Annotated in this window: 14 protein-coding genes; 12 read left to right on the plus strand and 2 right to left on the minus strand. The window is 68.9% G+C overall.

Annotation, left to right across the window (positions count from 1 at the left end):
* The first annotated feature begins 53 nt into the window (after window positions 1–53).
* From ACQP0P_RS06835 to ACQP0P_RS06870, 8 genes are all read left to right on the plus strand, one after another.
* Window positions 54–1,085, plus strand: a complete 1,032-nt coding sequence (locus ACQP0P_RS06835) for an energy-coupling factor ABC transporter permease (protein ID WP_433372420.1) — start codon at window positions 54–56, stop codon at window positions 1,083–1,085.
* The gene (gene cbiQ / locus ACQP0P_RS06840) at window positions 1,085–1,849 is read left to right on the plus strand and encodes a cobalt ECF transporter T component CbiQ (RefSeq protein WP_433372423.1); all 765 of its coding nucleotides are present in this window, start codon (window positions 1,085–1,087) and stop codon (window positions 1,847–1,849) included. The genes ACQP0P_RS06835 and cbiQ overlap by 1 nt, the downstream gene beginning before the upstream one ends.
* Window positions 1,846–2,583, plus strand: a complete 738-nt coding sequence (locus tag ACQP0P_RS06845) for an energy-coupling factor ABC transporter ATP-binding protein (protein WP_433372426.1) — start codon at window positions 1,846–1,848, stop codon at window positions 2,581–2,583. The genes cbiQ and ACQP0P_RS06845 overlap by 4 nt, the downstream gene beginning before the upstream one ends.
* Window positions 2,584–2,686: 103 nt before the next feature.
* Complete coding sequence (locus ACQP0P_RS06850; RefSeq protein WP_350911279.1) at window positions 2,687–3,025, plus strand: STAS domain-containing protein; 339 nt, start codon at window positions 2,687–2,689, stop codon at window positions 3,023–3,025.
* A gap of 136 nt (window positions 3,026–3,161) precedes the next feature.
* Window positions 3,162–3,935, plus strand: coding sequence for an SDR family oxidoreductase (locus ACQP0P_RS06855; RefSeq protein ID WP_433372428.1), 774 nt, complete (start codon window positions 3,162–3,164; stop codon window positions 3,933–3,935).
* A 10-nt stretch (window positions 3,936–3,945) separates the two neighbouring features.
* Window positions 3,946–4,710, plus strand: a complete 765-nt coding sequence (locus ACQP0P_RS06860; RefSeq protein WP_433372431.1) for a crotonase/enoyl-CoA hydratase family protein — start codon at window positions 3,946–3,948, stop codon at window positions 4,708–4,710.
* 155 nt (window positions 4,711–4,865) lie between these two features.
* Entirely contained in the window at window positions 4,866–5,522 is a 657-nt protein-coding gene (locus tag ACQP0P_RS06865; protein ID WP_433372434.1) for a rhomboid family intramembrane serine protease, read from the plus strand.
* Window positions 5,523–5,931: 409 nt separating this feature from the next.
* Window positions 5,932–6,339 (plus strand): BlaI/MecI/CopY family transcriptional regulator, encoded by a 408-nt coding sequence (locus ACQP0P_RS06870; RefSeq protein WP_433372437.1) that lies wholly within the window; start codon window positions 5,932–5,934, stop codon window positions 6,337–6,339.
* Window positions 6,340–6,752: 413 nt separating this feature from the next.
* Here ACQP0P_RS06870 and serC read toward each other — a convergent pair whose 3' ends face one another.
* On the minus strand, window positions 6,753–7,862 hold the full coding sequence (serC, locus tag ACQP0P_RS06875; RefSeq protein WP_433372440.1) for a phosphoserine transaminase: 1,110 nt from the start codon (window positions 7,860–7,862) through the stop codon (window positions 6,753–6,755).
* Window positions 7,863–8,083: 221 nt separating this feature from the next.
* Window positions 8,084–9,190: a citrate synthase 2 gene (locus tag ACQP0P_RS06880; RefSeq protein WP_433372443.1), complete on the minus strand. Its 1,107-nt coding sequence runs from the start codon at window positions 9,188–9,190 to the stop codon at window positions 8,084–8,086.
* A 196-nt stretch (window positions 9,191–9,386) separates the two neighbouring features.
* On the opposite strand from ACQP0P_RS06880, the gene pdxH reads away from it, so the two are divergent.
* From pdxH to ACQP0P_RS06900, 4 genes are all read left to right on the plus strand, one after another.
* Window positions 9,387–10,013, plus strand: a complete 627-nt coding sequence (gene pdxH, locus ACQP0P_RS06885) for a pyridoxamine 5'-phosphate oxidase (protein WP_433372446.1) — start codon at window positions 9,387–9,389, stop codon at window positions 10,011–10,013.
* 56 nt (window positions 10,014–10,069) lie between these two features.
* Window positions 10,070–11,317: an MFS transporter gene (locus tag ACQP0P_RS06890; protein WP_433372449.1), complete on the plus strand. Its 1,248-nt coding sequence runs from the start codon at window positions 10,070–10,072 to the stop codon at window positions 11,315–11,317.
* 159 nt (window positions 11,318–11,476) lie between these two features.
* Entirely contained in the window at window positions 11,477–12,181 is a 705-nt protein-coding gene (locus ACQP0P_RS06895; protein ID WP_433372452.1) for a metal-dependent transcriptional regulator, read from the plus strand.
* Between the two features lie 117 nt (window positions 12,182–12,298).
* The gene (locus ACQP0P_RS06900; protein WP_433372454.1) at window positions 12,299–14,524 is read left to right on the plus strand and encodes a SpoIIE family protein phosphatase; all 2,226 of its coding nucleotides are present in this window, start codon (window positions 12,299–12,301) and stop codon (window positions 14,522–14,524) included.
* Window positions 14,525–14,532: the final 8 nt, after the last annotated feature.

Consider the following 14,532-nt stretch of genomic DNA (forward strand, 5'->3'; position numbering starts at 1 on the left):
ACTACAAGCCTATGGCCTAAAGTGGAGCCAAATCCGCGTTTCGGAGGCTTGCCGTGCACGTACCCGATGGCTTTTTCAACGCGGCGGTGTCGCTGTCGGCGGGGGTGGTCGCGGCTGCGGGCGTGGCCGTCTGCCTGCGCGGCGCCCGCCGTGAACTCGACGACCGCACCGCCCCCATGGCAGGCCTGGTCGCCGCCTTCGTGTTCGCCGTCCAGATGCTCAACTTCCCGGTCGCCGCGGGCACAAGCGGCCATCTCCTCGGCGGTGCGCTCGCCGCGATACTCGTCGGCCCGTATACGGCGGTGCTGTGCATGGCGGTGGTCCTCCTGGTACAGGGGTTCTTCTTCGCCGACGGCGGCCTGACCGCGCTGGGCGTCAACATCACGCTGATGGGCGTCGTCGCGGTACTGGTCGGGTGGGGCGCCTTCCGGCTGATCACCAGGAGCGTGCGGGGCAGGGGAGCCGTGGTGGCGGCTTCGTTCGTCGCGGCGCTGGTCTCGGTGCCCGCCACGGCGCTGGCTTTCACTCTGCTGTTCTGGATCGGCGGCACCGCGCCCATCGAGATCGGCACGGTCGCCGCGGCCATGGGCGGCGTGCACCTGCTCATCGGCATCGGGGAGGGCCTGATCACCGCGGTCACCGTCAGCACCGTCCTGGCGATCCGGCCCGACCTGGTGTACGGCGCCAAGGAGTTCGTCGCGCCGCTGGTCCTGCGCGGCGCCGGCGGCGAGGTGACCGTCTCCGCGGCGTCCCAGGCGTCCCCGGCGCCGGTCGCCGCGCGCCGTCGTGGCTGGTTCCTGCCCGCCGGCATCGCGGTGGCGGCGCTGCTGGCGGGCGTGGTCAGCTTCTACGCCTCCTCCTCGCCCGACGGCCTGGAGCGGGTGGCCGAGGACAAGGGCTTCAGCGGACAGGCGGCCGACCACTCGCTGGGCGAGCAGCCGCTCGCCGACTACGGGGACGTGGGCGGCATCCCGGTGGGGGTGGCCGGTCTGATCGGCGTCGGGGTGACCCTCGCCGTCGGCGGCGGGCTGTTCTTCACGGTGCGTCGCCGTGGCGAGGACAGTGACAGGAAGGTCTCCGTCTAGTGGGGGCAGGCCATCACCATCGGCTCCACCGGCCGGGCGACACGCTCGTGCACCGGCTGCCACCCCAGTGCAAGCTGGTGGCGGTGGCCGGGTTCGCCCTGGTAGTGGTCGCCACCCCGCGCGAGTGGTTCTGGGCTTTCGGTCTGTACGCCGTGCTGCTGGCCGCCGTCGCGGTGGCCGCGCGCGTCCCGGCGGGATTCCTGCTGCGGCGGATGGTGGTCGAGGTGCCGTTCGTGGTGTTCGCGCTGGCCATCCCGTTCATCGGGTTCGGCGAGCGGGTGACGTTCATGGGACTCTCGCTCAGCGTCGCCGGTCTGTGGGCCGCCTGGAACATCCTGGCCAAGGCGACCCTGGGCGTGGCCGCGAGCGTGCTGCTCGCGGCCACCACCGAGCCACGGCTGATCCTGCTGGGCGCCCAGCGGCTGAAACTGCCGCCGATGCTGGTACAGATCGCCATGTTCATGCTCCGCTACATGGACGTGATCCTGGAGGAGATGCGCCGGATGCGGGTGGCGCGGGAGTCACGCGGGTTCGTGGCCAGGGACGTGCGGCACATCCCGGTGATCGCCAGGTCGGCGGGGGCACTGTTCATCCGCTCGTACGAGCGGGGTGAGCGGGTGCACCTGGCCATGCTCAGCCGGGGCTACACCGGCTCGATGCCGGTCATCCAGGATCTGTCCGTCGCGTCGCGGCAGTGGCTCGTCGCCGGTATGTTGCCAGGTGCGGCGCTTGCCGTGCTGCTTGGGAGCTGGGGGGTCGCATGACCGCGCCGCCTTCGTTGGAGGTGAGCCGCCTGGCGTACGCGTACCCGGACGGTACGCAGGCGCTGTTCGGCGTGGACTTCCGCGTGGAGCGTGGTGAGCGGGTCGCGCTGCTCGGGCCGAACGGTGCGGGCAAGACCACACTGGTGATGCACCTCAACGGCATCCTGACCGCCGGCCACGGCACGGTGGCCGTAGCGGGGCTGCCGGTCGGGAAGGGATCGCTCAAGGAGATCCGCAGGCGGGTCGGGCTGGTCTTCCAGGACCCCGACGACCAGCTCTTCATGCCGAGCGTCCGCGAGGACGTGGCCTTCGGCCCGGCCAACCTGGGGATCACGGGCGAGGAGCTGGAGCGCCGGGTCAAGGACGCGCTGGAGCGCGTGGGCATGCTGGAGACGATCGACCGGCCGCCGCACCACCTGTCCTTCGGCCAGCGCCGCCGGGTCGCGGTGGCGACGGTGCTGGCCATGGAGCCGGAGATCCTGGTGCTCGACGAGCCGTCGTCCAACCTGGACCCGGCCTCCAGGCGAGAACTCGCCGAGATCCTCAGGGGGCTCGACGTGACGGTCCTGATGGTCACCCACGACCTGCCCTACGCGCTGGAGCTGTGCGAGCGCTCGCTCATCCTCTCCGGAGGGGTCATCGCCGCGGACGGGCCGACCCGTAAGATCCTCGCCGATGCCGGCCTGCTCGCCGCCCACCGGCTCGAACTGCCCTACGGTTTCGCGGCCTCCTGACCCCGGGGCGTCCTGGCTGCGGATTCCTGTGAAGAGTCGTGCACGACCTCGCGTGCCGTGGTGGCGAAGTAAAGTGGGTCTGCCCTGGGCGCGAGGAGGACTGATGAAGCTACGGCTGGCTCGCCGCGCGATCGGCGACGCCGTGGTGGTGGCTGTCGAGGGCGAACTCGACCTGTTCACCGCTCCCTTCCTGCGAGACGAGGTCCGTGACGCGATCAAGCTGGACGGTGCGCGACTGGTTCTCGACCTCACCGACCTGTCCTTCATGGACTCCAGCGGGTTGTCGGTGCTGATCGAGGCGTGGCGGCTGGCCACGAGCGGTGGCGGTGGGGTCTGCCTGGCCGCTCCCCAGGCGCCGGTGGCCCGGATACTTCGCACGACGGGGCTCGACCGGCGGATCAAGGTCTATCCTGACGTGAGCACTGCCGTCGGAGAGATCTAGGCTCCATCCCGCGGATCCTGCCGTGGCGAGGGCCGTCTGACCGACCGTGGCAGGCAAGGGGGCCAGGGCCTGGCATCGGAGAGATTTAACCCACCCCGAGTAGAACTTCATTCGGTCCGCGGGTTAAAGTCCGCTCATGGACTTGAACGGAGCAGCAGCAATCATCTCGGGCGGTGCCAGCGGCCTCGGCGAGGCCACGGCCCGCGACCTCGCCGCGCACGGTGCCACCGTCGTCATCGCCGACCTCAACGAGGAGCGCGGCAAGCCCCTTGCCGACGAGCTCGGCGGCGTCTTCGTCAAGACCGACGTGTCGGATGAGGTGCAGGTGCAGGCGGCCGTGGACGCGGCCGTGGCGACCGGCAAGCCGCTGCGCGTCGTGGTGAACAGTGCGGGCATCGGCTGGGCCAGCCGGACCGTGGGTCGCGACGGCTCGCCCCATGACCTGGCCTCCTATCGCAAGGTCATCGAGGTCAACCTGATCGGCACCTTCAACCTCATGCGCATCGGTGCCGCGGCGATCGCGAAGACGGAGCCGGTCGACGCGGACGGCCAGCGCGGAGTGGTGATCAACACCGCCTCGGTGGCGGCGCTGGAGGGGCAGACCGGCCAGGTCGCCTACTCGGCGTCCAAGGGCGGCATCGTCGGCATGACCCTCCCTGCCGCGCGCGACCTCGGCGCCATCGGCGTGCGCGTCAACACCATCTGCCCGGGCATCATCGACACCCCGATCTACGGCTTCTCGCCCAACGCCGATGAGTTCAAGGCCAAGCTCGTGGCCCCGGTGGTCTTCCCCAAGCGCATGGGACTGGCCTCGGAGTTCGCGCACCTGGTCCGCTCGCTGATCGAGAACGACTACATGAACGCCGAGACGATCCGTTTCGACGGCGGCATCCGCTTCCAGCCCAAGTAGGAGTCATCCGGTGTCTGACGAGGTTCTGGTCGAAGTGGACGACGGCGTGGCCGTCATCACGATCAACCGGCCCAAGGCCAGGAACGCCATCAACGGCACGGTCGCCAGGGGCGTCGCCGCCGCGCTGGACGAGTTGGAGGAGCGCAAGGACGTGGCCGCCTACGTCCTCACCGGCGCCGGTGGCACGTTCTGCTCGGGTATGGACCTGAAAGGTTTCCTGAGCGGGGACTTCCCGGTCGTGGAGGGCAGGGGATTCGGCGGGGTGGCCGAGACGCCGCCGAAGAAGCCGCTCATCGCCGCCGTCGAGGGGTACGCCCTGGCCGGGGGCTGCGAGCTGGCGCTGGCCTGCGACATCATCGTCGCCTCCGAGGAGGCCAAGTTCGGGCTGCCCGAGCCCAAGAGGGGTCTGGTCGCGGGAGCGGGTGGCGTGATGCGGCTGCCGCGTCGCATTCCGTACCACATCGCCATGGAGATCGCCCTGACCGGCGACCACTTCCCGGCCTCCCGGCTGTACGAGGTCGGCCTGGTCAACCACATCACGCCCGTGGGTGAGGCGCTGGCCAAGGCCGTCGAGCTCGCGAAGAGGATCGCGGCCAACGCCCCGATGGCGCTCGCCGCGACCAAGCGCGTGATCGTCGAGTCCGCGGACTGGAGCCTCGACGAGATGTTCAGGAAGCAGGGCGAGATCATCAACCCGGTGTTCGGGTCCAAGGACGCCATGGAGGGCGCGGCGGCCTTCGCCGAGAAGCGCGCCCCCCAATGGAAGGGTGAGTAGATCCCCTTCGGATTCCGGAGGGGATTCGCGGGCCGGGTGTGATCGATGGATCACACCCGGCGCGTTCATGGCCGGGAATGCGTACGGTAAAGGTGTGGGCGGGTGCGGCGGGGGCACTTGACATCCACGACGCCGCTCCAAGGCCAGGAGAGTGAATGAACGACCATGCGACCGGGATGACCCCCACCGGCCGATCCTCCGGCGACCTCCTGAAGCGCAGGGCGGGAAACCTGGCGGCGGGCGCGCTGGGCGCCGCGATCATCAACGTCCTCCTGGTCAGCGTCATGTGGGTGGTCGAGATCGTCGACTACGTGCTGCCGGGGGAGGGAACGCTCGACGTCTACGGCATCTGGTCCTGGGTCCCGGAGAGTCTGGGCGGCGTCCTCCTCGCACCCTTCCTGCACGGCGGCTTCGGCCATCTGATGGCCAACTCGCTGCCCCTGCTGATCCTCGGTTTCCTCGCCGCGCTGCGGGGGATCGGCCGCTACCTGGCCGCGAGCCTGATCATCGTCCTGGTCAGCGGCCTGGGCATCTGGTTCGTCAACGAGCCCAAGGTTCTCACGGTCGGTGCCAGCGGCCTGGTCTTCGGCTACTTCGGCTTCGTCGTCGCCCGGGGCCTGTTCGACCGCCGTGCCCTCGACATCGTGATCGGCGTCGGCGTGGCGATCACCTACTACTCGATCATCTGGGGGGTGCTTCCCGGGGAGGCGGGCATCTCCTGGCAGGGGCACCTGTTCGGCCTGATCGGCGGCGTCATCGCGGCCTGGGTGCTGCGCCGCAGGCGCCCGCGGGGGGTCTCTCCGGCCTACTGAGGCTCCGGACTCCTTCGCCCTGGTCGCCGCACGTCGTCGCCGTCCTTTCTGCCGCCGAGTCCCCGCCGTACGCCGTCCTCCGCGCCGCGCGGGCTTGCAGCCACCCGGCCGGCTCTTGGGGTTTCGCCCAGGGACAGGTGCTGCGCGGGGCTGTGAGGGCTGTGTAGGGCTTTGTAATGCTGCGGGAATGTTCGTGGTCGGATGAGGTGGTGCGCGCGCTCCAGGGGCGAATAGCGGCGATCTGAAGTGTGATCTGTTAAGAGGATCGACATTCACCAGCTATGGCCGCATCGATGGATTTAAGTAACAATATGAGCAAATTTCATGTGTGACCCTGCCTGGCTGCGTGCCCGTACATGTTCTCCAGGGCCATCCGCTGCCGGGCGCGACCCTCGAAAGGTGGCCGCGGGTGAACCTGGGATCCCTGGAACGCGCGATCATGGATGTGCTGTGGGGCTGCAAGCAACCACTGCTGGTCCGCCAGGTGCAGGACATGCTGAATCAGGACGCGGAACGGAGCCTGGCCTACACCACGGTGCAGACCGTCGCCGAGCGTCTTGTCAGGAAGGGTCTGCTGGAGAGGGCACCCGTGCGCAACGCCTTCCGCTACACCGCCAGCCGCTCCAGGGATGAGCACGTGGCGGGGCTGATGCTCGCGGCCCTGGCGGGCAGCCCGGACCGGGCCCCCGTGCTCTCGCGGTTCGCGGAGGGAGTGGATCCGGACGACGCCCTGCGCCTGCTGCACGAACTGGCCCGGCGCGCGGGGGAACAGGCGTTCACTCCGGGTACGGGCGGGCCGTCGGGCGCCCTGCCCTAGGAGGCTGGTGTTTTTCGCGCGAAGTAATCTTGGTCCCTCCACCAAGCCGTCAAAAACGGTGAGGATCGGGAGCACACACTCCACTTGGAGGCCGAATCTGCCTCCGGAATGGACGCTCTGTGGGTGTGACGCTCCACCATGATCGCTAAGCGGCCGTTTAACACCAGCCTCCTAGGCCCTGTCCTGTGGATCTTGCCGTGGCGAGGATCGGTCAGGTGGTGTCTCGCACGGCGGAGGAGGGAGCCGCGGCGTGCTGCGGTGACCGACGACAACGCGGCGAGGCGCCGCCTGACCGGCCGCAGTAGGCAAAAGATCCGCAGGACAGGGCCCAGGTTCCCGCGCGGGACCGGAGGTCTCACCGGACGAATCCCGGCGGTGCCTGCCACCAGGCCCGGCACCGCCAGGGAGCGGGACTACAGGCGCTCGACCACGTAGTCGACGCAGGTGGTCAGGGCCTCGACGTCGTCGGGGTCGATGGCCGGGAACATCGCGACGCGCAACTGGTTGCGGCCGAGCTTGCGGTAGGGCTCGGTGTCGACGATGCCGTTGGCGCGCAGGACCTTGGCGATCGCGGAGGCGTCGACGTCATCGGAGAAGTCGATCGTGCCGACCACGTTGGAGCGGAACTCCGGACCCGCGAACGGGGTGGTGTAGGAGGTCTTCTCCGCCCAGGTGTAGAGGCGCCGGGCCGACTCGGCGCTGCGAGCGGTCGTCCAGGCCAGGCCGCCGTTGCCGTTCATCCACTCGATCTGCTCGGCGAGCAGGAAGAGCGTGGCGACCGCCGGGGTGTTGTACGTCTGGTCCTTGGAGGAGTTGTCGATGGCCACCGGCAGGCTGAAGAAGTCGGGGACGTAGCGCCCGCTTGAGGCGATCTCGTCGACCCTGGCCAGCGCGGCCGGGGACATCAGGGCGATCCAGAGGCCGCCGTCGGAGGCGAAGCTCTTCTGCGGGGCGAAGTAGTAGACATCGAACTCGCTCGCCTCGACCGGCAGGCCGCCGGCGCCGGAGGTGGCGTCGACGAGCACGAGCGAGCCCTCCTCGCCCACCCGGCTGATCGGCATCGCGACGCCGGTCGAGGTCTCGTTGTGGGTGAGCGCGTAGACGTCGACGCCCTCCTCCAGCCTGGCCTCGGGGTGGCTGCCGACCTCCGACTTGATCACGGTCGGGTCGCCCAGCCATGGAGCCTTGGCCGCCACGGAGGCGAACTTGGAGGAGAACTCGCCGAAGTTCAGGTGCTGCGACCTGTCGCGGATCAGCCCGAAGGCGGCGATGTCCCAGAACGCGGTGGTGCCGCCGTTGCCCAGGACGACCTCGTACCCCTCGGGGAGGGAGAACAGCTCGGCCAGCCCCGCGCGGACACGCCCGACAAGCGACTTCACCGGCTTCTGGCGGTGAGAGGTGCCCAGGAGGCTGGAGCCGGAGGCGGCGAGAGCCGAGAGCTGCTCGGGGCGCACCTTCGAGGGCCCGCAGCCGAAACGGCCGTCGGCGGGCTTGATGTCAGAGGGAATCACGATGTCAGCCACGTGACCAGCCTACTGAGCCCGCGGATCGATCCAGGACGAGGTCCGGATTTTGAGACGAGACGTGGGACGGTTTTGAGCCGGGCCAGGTGATCGCGGGGGCGGGAAACCGGATGACGGCCGGTAGGAGAGCGGGGCGCGAGGGCTTCGAAGAGCCGGGAACGGCAACGGCTGTCGCGCGAGACGTCCACGCGACAGCCGTACAAGACGGGAATTCAGCAGGATCAGAAGGAGCTGACGGCCTCGGCGGCGCCGGGGACGTCGTGGACCGAGCGCTGAGGGGGACCCACGTAGTCGGCGCTGGGGCGGACAAGCCTGCCCGTGCGCTTCTGCTCCAGGATGTGCGCGGCCCAGCCCGCGGTACGGGCGCAGGTGAACATGGAGGTGAACATGGATGAGGGGACCTGGGCGAAGTCCAGGATGACCGCCGCCCAGTACTCGACGTTGGTGGCGAGCACCCGGTCGGGCTTGCGGGCGTGCAACTCCTCCAGGGCGGCCTTCTCCAGCGCCGCGGCGACCTCGTAACGCGGCGCGTCGAGCTCCTTGGCGGTGCGGCGGAGCACTCGTGCCCGGGGGTCCTCGGCACGGTAGACGCGATGACCGAAGCCCATGAGTCGCTGGCCCTTGTCGAGCTCCGACTGCACGTACTTCTTGGCGTCGCCGACCTGCTCGACACCCTCGATCATGTGCAGCACGCGCGCGGGCGCACCGCCGTGGAGCGGGCCGGACATGGCGCCGACCGCACCGCTCAGCGCCGCGGCGACATCGGCTCCGGTGGAGGCGATGACCCGGGCGGTGAAGGTGGAGGCGTTCATGCCGTGCTCGGCGGCGGACGTCCAGTAGGCGTCGATGGCCTTGACGTGCCTGGGGTCGGGGTCGCCCTGCCAGCGGATCATGAACCGCTCGACGATGCTCTCGCCCTTGTCGACCTCGCTCTGGGGGACCATCGGCTTCCCGAGACCGCGGGAGGACTGGGCGACGAAGCTCAGGGCCGTGACGCTGGCCTGCGCCAGGTTGGCGCGGGCCTCCTTGTCGTCGATGTCGAGCAGCGGCTTGAAACCGTACGCGGGGGCCAGCATGGCCAGCGCGCTCTGCACGTCGACGCGGATGTCACCGGAGTGGACAGGAATGGGGTAGGGCTCGGCCGGGGACAGACCCGGCTGGAACTCGTTGTCGACAAGCAGGCCCCACACGTTCCCGAAGGGGACGCGGCCGACCAGCTCTTCGATATCGACGCCCCGATAGCGGAGGGCGCCCCCTTCTTTGTCCGGTTCCGCGATCTCAGTCTCGAAAGCTACTACGCCTTCGAGCCCGGGTTTGAAGTCGGACATTTTCGGCCGCCTCCCTTTCTTGAAGTCAAAGCCTTGATGTCGAGATACCGGCGGGTCATATTCAACCCCCTGAGCCGGGGCAGCCTGCCGCCGGACCCACCAAATCGGGATCGCCGCAGGTGGGGGGCGCTGAGCGGGCTTCCGGCTCGGCACGGGAGAATACCTTCCCGTGGATGCCGCATCGCGACCGCCCTCGATGGCGGGACTTCGTCGCACGTACCAGGGACTGCCTCTCGTCGAGGAGGACCTCGCACCCGACCCCGTGTCGCAGTTCGCCGCCTGGTTCGGCGACGCCGTGGACGCCGGGCTTCCCGAGCCGAACGCGACAGTGCTGGCGACCGCCTCGGCGGGTGGCCGGCCGACGGCCAGGACCGTACTGCTCAAGGGTTACGACGAGAACGGATTCGTCTTCTACACCAACTACGAGTCGCGCAAGGGGCGTGACATGGCGGAGAACCCGAGGGCCGCCCTGCTGTTCCCCTGGCACTCCATCCGCCGCCAGGTACGGGTGGAGGGGGCGGTGGTACGGCTGCCGCGCGAGGAGTCGGCCGCCTACTTCAGGTCCCGGCCCTACGGGTCGCGGATCGGCGCCTGGGCCTCGCGGCAGTCCGCGGTTGTGCGCTCCAGGGACGAGTTGGACGCCCGCTACGAGGAGTTGTCGGAGCGTTGGCCGGAGGATCCGCCGATCCCGGACTTCTGGGGCGGACTGCGCGTGGTGCCGGCCGAGGTGGAGTTCTGGCAGGGCCGCACAGACCGTATGCATGACCGCCTCCGTTACCGGCGCTCCGGCGCCGGTTGGATCATCGAACGCCTGGCTCCATGACACCCTGCCCCCTCTTTGCTGATATATCCACATATGTCCGGTAGAGAGGGAGCGGTGTGGGGTTCGGGAATTTCGTCCGTAGGCACGCGGCCGACACACGTCCGCTCGGCATCCCCGCCTACCGGCGACTCTGGGCCGGTCAGGGTGTGTCGTTCATCGGCTTCCAGCTCACCTCGGTGGCCGTCAGCGCCCAGATCTACGACATCACGGAGTCGTCCTTCTGGGTCGGCATGCTCGGCCCCGCCAACCTGATCCCTCTGATCGTCTTCGGGCTCTGGGGCGGTGCGATCGCCGATGCCGTCGACCGGCGCAGGCTTCTCATCATCGGTGCGCTGATCGCCTGGTCGGGAACGCTCGCGCTGCTGGTCCAGGCGGCCCTCGGGTCGACGAGCGTCGGCCTGTTGCTGGCCACCGTGGCCCTGCACGCCACAGGTTTCGCCATCACGGGCCCGACCAGGGGGGCCATCATCCCCAGGCTGGTCCCGGTCGACCTGATTCCGGCGGCCAACACCCTCAACTTCCTGGTGAGCGGCCTCGGCACCGTCGTCGGGCCGTTGATCGGCGGGGTCGTGCTCGCCCAGAGCGGTTTCGCCACCGCCTACCTGATCGACGCGCTGCTGTTCGGCGCGGGCTTCTACGCCGCGGTGAGACTGCCGCGACTCGAACCGGTCGGCGAGGTGACGCGCCCAGGCCTGCGGTCGGTCGTGGACGGCCTGCGTTACGTCTGCGGGCACCCGGTGGTGCTGATGTCGTTTGTCGTCGATCTCATCGCCATGGCGTTCGCACTGCCCAGGGCGCTGTTTCCGGAGGTCGTGGCCGAGAGGTTCGGTGGTTCGCTGGTCGCGTTCGGCTGGCTGTCGGCCAGCATCGCCATCGGCTCGGTGCTCGGCGGGGTGCTGTCGGGCTGGGTGGGGCGGGTCCGGCGTCAGGGAATGGCGCTCACGTACGTGATCGCCGCCTGGGGGCTCACCGTCGCCGCGGCCGGACTCGCGGACCAGCTGTGGCTGATGGTCGCGCTGCTCGCGTTCGGCGGAGCCGCCGACCTGATCTCCGCGGTGTGGCGGCAGACGATCCTGCAGATCCACGCGCCCGACGACATGCGCGGGAGGATGCAGGGCGTCTTCATGGTGGTGGTCGCGGGAGGTCCCAGGCTGGGGGACCTCCGGGCCGGCGCCACCGCCTCGTGGTTCGGGGCCACGGGGGCCTGGGTGGGCGGTGGGATCGCCTGCGCGGTGGCCGTGGTCGCGGTGGGGCTGTCCGTCCCGGCCTTCAGAAAATATCAACCGGTCGCGAGTAGTATTTGAGCAGCTAGGGAAGGATTCGGCGGCCCCCGGTGTTGCTGTCCTTTGCCATCATGAGCCGTTCTCCCAATAGGGTCGTGTCTTCGAACTTCCAAGGTCCCGCGCCGCCCTCCCGGGAACACCGCGCGATGGACGTAGCATCGAGAGAGGACGGGAGGAACCTTGACCGCACACGGCTTGATCGACACAACGGAGATGTACCTTCGTACGATCTTCGAGCTGGAGGAGGAGGGCATCGTCCCCCTGCGCGCGCGCATCGCGGAGCGGCTCCAGCAGAGTGGTCCCACAGTCAGCCAGACGGTCGCCAGGATGGAGCGCGACGGTCTGGTTCGCGTCGAGGGCGACCGGCACCTGACCATGACCGATCTGGGACGTACTCTCGCGACCCGTGTCATGCGCAAGCACCGTCTCGCCGAGTGTCTGCTCACCCAGGTCATCGGCCTGCCCTGGGAGGATGTGCACATCGAGGCCTGCCGCTGGGAGCACGTCATGTCCGAATCGGTGGAGGCGAGGCTGGTCAGCCTGCTCAACAACCCCACGGAGGACCCGCACGGCAACCCGATCCCCGGCCTGGAGGAACTCGGCGTCTCGGGCCTTCCCGACGGGCGGTCGGAGTCGCTGCCGTCGATGGCCGCGATGGCCGGACCCAGAGATATACCCGTTGTCGTGCGGCGAATTAGCGAACAAGTGCAAAGCGATCCGGCTGTGATGCTTAAACTCAAGCAAGTTGGGATACAACCCGGACGCGAGGTAACGCTCGCGGTGAGCGACGACGGTGTGCGGGTGACAGGTGACGACGAGGCGGACAATCTTCTTGCGGATCTCCCGCGAGAGATTGCCGCGCACGTTTTCGTCTCCACACGCTGACCGAGGCCCCTTAGCTCGGTTGGATCCCGTTCGGGAGTCCCTCCGCTCCCAGGCCGAGACTGCAGGAGCAACCGTGGTTCGCTTTGCACACACCCGCCCACGAGGGGCGGTCACCGGATGAAGCGGTGGGGGGATGTTTCCCAGGATGCCGCTGATCACCTTACGGCTGGTTCCGTCCTAGATCATGCTGAGATGGCGGTGGTGGTCACCGACAGGTTCAGCAACCTGCTCTACTGGAACCCTTTCGCGGAACGGCTTTTCGGGCGTCCGGGCACATCGGGACCACGTGATCAGTCCCTCTCCCTGGGCATCATGGAGAAGGACCATCCGCTGGCCGTCGAGCTCTCCAAGCACGTCCTCAAGGGCGGTGTCTGGGAGGGCACGTTCGACGTCAGGCGCGGCGACGGGACGATCATCTACGTACGGGCCCAGGCCGTGCCGCTGCGTCACCCCTCGGGAGCGGTGACGGGCATCGTCATCACCGCTCGTGAGGCGATGCGCAGCAACGAGCGGGAGAAGGACCGTTTCGGCCTGCTGGAGCGGATCGGCGAGCGCCTCGCCGGATCGCTCTACGTCGAGGAGACGCTCAAGCGCGTCGCCGAGATGCTCGTCCCGCAGTTCGCCGACCACTGCTTCATCGAGCTGATGGAGGATGGGCGGCTGACCCGCAGGGTCTCCACACACGTCCAGGGTTGGAGCCCGCCGCCCAACACCTGGGCGCCGATCGGGGCGGAGATCCGCTATCCGGCGGGACACTACGCCGACATCGCGCTGCGCCGCCAGGAGACGATCCTGGTCGAGGACTTCTCCCAGACCAACTATCCCAGCCCCGGCGAGGCCAACACCCGCCTGGCCGCCGAGATCGGCATGACCTCGGCCATCGTGGCGCCGCTCTGCGTGCGAGGTGAGACCCTCGGGCTGATGTACCTGGGGCTGTCCAACCTGACCGACCGGCGTAGCCCGCACTACGACGCCTTCGACCGTGACTTCGTGGGGGCGATCGCCACCAGGGTCGCCCTCGCGGTCGACAACGCGCTGCTGTTCGAGGAGGAACGGCACACGGCGGAGTCCTTCCAGAAGCACCTTCTTCCCCGCGCGCTGCCGCAGCTCGACGGGCTGGAGATCGCGGTCCGCTACTTTCCCGCGGCACCCCTGGCCAGCCACGGGCAGGGCATCCAGACCCAGGTCGGCGGTGACTGGTACGACGTCATCCCGCTCTCGGCGGGCCGGGTCGGCATCGTGATCGGCGACGTCGAGGGCCGGGGCGCCAAGGCCGCGGCGGTCATGGGGCAGCTGCGGGCGGCGCTGCGAGCCTTCGCCCAGGACGACAAACCGCCCGCGGAGATCCTCGCCAGGCTCGACGAGTGGACGCGCATCATCGCCACCCCCGAGCAGGACGAGAGCGGCGCCGATATCAGCATCCCCCCCATCGTCACCTGCCAGTATCTGGTGTACGACGCCTGGTCGCGGCAGCTGTCGTTCGCCAACGCCGGTCACGCCCCCCCACTGCTGCTCATCGGCGACACCTGTACCGAACTCGACATCCGCGAGGTCGGCCAGCCGCTGGGAGTCCGGGCCAAGGGCATGCACGCGGACCTGGTCTACAAGGAGGAGACGCGGACCCTGCCCCCCGGGGCCGCGCTGCTCCTCTACACCGACGGGCTCGTCGACCGCCGCCCCATCCGCGACGCGGACGGCAGGCCGCCCAACATCGAGGAGACGCTGGGGCAGCTCTGCGAGAGGCTCATCGAGATCAGCGACACCTCCGTCGAGCGCATCGCCGACGCCGCCACCGTCGCGGTGCCCGGCGAGATCGACGATGACATGGCCATTCTCGTGCTCAGGTCCGCCCCCGAGGACCTGGCCGTCGAGGAGCGCACCTTCCCGGCCCAGCCGATCATGGTGGGTGAGGCGCGCCGGATGGCCTCGGAGGCGTTCATCGGCTGGAACGTCCCCGAGGAGCGCGCCGAGCTCGCCTGCCTGCTGGTCTCCGAGGTCGTCACCAATGTCGTGTTGCACGCCGCCAGCGCCAGCATCCCGCGCAGGGAGCTGACGATGGACGGCCCTCCGCTGTCGTTCGACGAGTCCTGGGACATCCCCGGCTTCGAAGACGAGATCGTCAATGAGAAGGAGTTCACCCTCCGGCTGCGCCGGGGCGGTGAGTCCGTCTGGGTCGAGGTCTTCGACCAGGACCTCCGGCTGCCGCGTATCCGCAGCGCGGGGGAGAACGACGAGGGTGGACGGGGCCTCTATCTCGTCGACCAACTCGCCAAGCGCTGGGGCTCCCGCCCCACCAAGGAAGGCAAGGCCGTCTGGTTCGAGATCCCCACCAGGTCGCGCTGAACAACACG

Source organism: Streptosporangium sp. CA-115845 (genome assembly GCF_050943795.1).
Lineage (GTDB): Bacteria > Actinomycetota > Actinomycetes > Streptosporangiales > Streptosporangiaceae > Streptosporangium.

Excerpts from the sequence above, each read along its gene's own strand:
- ACQP0P_RS06845 (WP_433372426.1), top strand. The coding sequence starts at position 1,846 with ATGACCGCGCCGCCTTCGTTGGAGGTGAGCCGCCTGGCGTACGCGTAC.
- ACQP0P_RS06850 (WP_350911279.1), top strand. The coding sequence starts at position 2,687 with ATGAAGCTACGGCTGGCTCGCCGCGCGATCGGCGACGCCGTGGTGGTG.
- ACQP0P_RS06855 (WP_433372428.1), top strand. The coding sequence starts at position 3,162 with ATGGACTTGAACGGAGCAGCAGCAATCATCTCGGGCGGTGCCAGCGGC.
- ACQP0P_RS06865 (WP_433372434.1), top strand. The coding sequence starts at position 4,866 with ATGAACGACCATGCGACCGGGATGACCCCCACCGGCCGATCCTCCGGC.
- ACQP0P_RS06880 (WP_433372443.1), bottom strand. The coding sequence starts at position 9,190 with ATGTCCGACTTCAAACCCGGGCTCGAAGGCGTAGTAGCTTTCGAGACT.
- pdxH (WP_433372446.1), top strand. The coding sequence starts at position 9,387 with ATGGCGGGACTTCGTCGCACGTACCAGGGACTGCCTCTCGTCGAGGAG.
- ACQP0P_RS06900 (WP_433372454.1), top strand. The coding sequence starts at position 12,299 with ATGAAGCGGTGGGGGGATGTTTCCCAGGATGCCGCTGATCACCTTACG.